This is a genomic window from Limosilactobacillus portuensis (assembly GCF_014838735.1).
Lineage (GTDB): Bacteria > Bacillota > Bacilli > Lactobacillales > Lactobacillaceae > Limosilactobacillus > Limosilactobacillus portuensis.
In genome coordinates this window covers 1-1494 of sequence record NZ_JABUXQ010000060.1, presented here as the reverse complement: position 1 = coordinate 1494, position 1494 = coordinate 1, and the positions used below count along the sequence as shown (strand labels likewise).

The window sequence follows — 1494 nt, the reverse complement described above, 5'->3', positions numbered from 1 at the left end:
GGTTCTACAATTTTAAGTACTGATGGACTTAACATCAGTGCTTATTTTAGTTTAAATTTAAAATAAAAAACGAAAGATGGTTGGACCCCGTCTTCGTTTAAGAAAGGACCATCTTTCATGAATTATTCTATCAGAGTTGCCTTAGGAGTTAAAGACTATCACTTGGAATTAGATGAAAAACATTTTGACGAGCCAATCGAAGATCAAGGTGACCGGATTGTTGTTCACCTCATTCAGTCTTATCCAATGCGCTGCCCCCGTTGTGGCCAGCTAATGCTTAAAAATGGCTTTAAGACGGTCAAAGTTCTTGGACCATCACTTCACTATCAGCCAACGATTTGGTCAATTAGAAAACAAAAATACCTCTGTAAGCCTTCCGCTGACTGTCCTACTACGGTTACTAGCTTTGCCACAGTCAAGGACATTGATTACCGTAACCACATTGCCTGGACGATTAAGCAACGAGCAATGATGCTCCTAACGACCAATCAATCGCAAAAAGATCTAGCCAAAAGTCTGGGAATTTCTGATTGGACAGTTCGTCGGGTTATTACCAACCTCGATAATTCATTTAAACCCAACTACCATTGTTTACCTCGTCACATTGCCTTTGATGATTTTAAGTCTGGCAAGATGGCGCCGAGTGGTATGAGTATGATTCTAATGGATATTGAGGCTCACCGAACCTTAGACATTATTCTTTCCCGGCGTAACCGTTACTTGCGGAACTACTTTCTTCACTATGACCGTGCAGCCCGATTAGCCGTTCAAACTGTTACAGTTGACCTGTACACTCCTTATCGTCATTTGATTCACGAATTATTTCCACATGCCATTATTATCGCTGACCACTTCCACGTCGTCGCCCAAGCTTACCGCGCTCTTAATCGAATTCGGATCCAAGCAATGAACTATGCCGGTAAAGGCACTCATCAGTGGCGAGCACTGAAACACTTCTGGAAGCTAATTCTAACGCCTGCTAGTGAACTCAAATACGATAACTACTGGCGAAGAGCCAACTTTGGCTATGCCCAATTGACTGATGTTGAAGTTATTCATCGTCTCCTCAGCTTTGATGAGGAGCTCCAGCAGGCTTACCGCTACTACCAAGACTTAATTTTCACCGTTAGTCAGCGAAGCCGTAGTCGATTGAACCAGCTGCTTACTACCAAACTAACGGTGCTTCCGCAGCCCCTGCAAAAGGTACAGCGGACACTAAGGCAACACAAGAAAGAGATTCTCCATAGCTTTAAGTATGAAGCTTATACTAACGGTCCCGTTGAGGGCACTAACAATAAGATCAAGGTCATCAAGCGGGTTGCCTATGGATTCCGAAACTTTGCCAATTTCAGAATCAGGATTCTCCTCTCACTGCCCAACACCTACATTGCCATTAACTGGAAGAATAAACAAGCAGCCCGTGCCAAGGTTCAGGCACGAGCTGCTTAACAAAATTTATTCTATTTTCTCATCAGTACTTCTTGACGAAGAGCC

At 43.3% G+C, this 1494-nt stretch carries 1 protein-coding gene; it reads left to right on the top strand.

From position 1 onward, the window contains the following. Positions 1 to 117: 117 nt before the first annotated feature. Complete coding sequence (locus HUK49_RS10485) at positions 118 to 1449, top strand: ISL3 family transposase (protein WP_191913661.1); 1332 nt, start codon at positions 118 to 120, stop codon at positions 1447 to 1449. Positions 1450 to 1494: the final 45 nt, after the last annotated feature.

Bases quoted from the DNA above. Each gene is read 5' to 3' on its own strand.
- HUK49_RS10485 (WP_191913661.1), top strand. From the start codon at position 118: ATGAATTATTCTATCAGAGTTGCCTTAGGAGTTAAAGACTATCACTTG.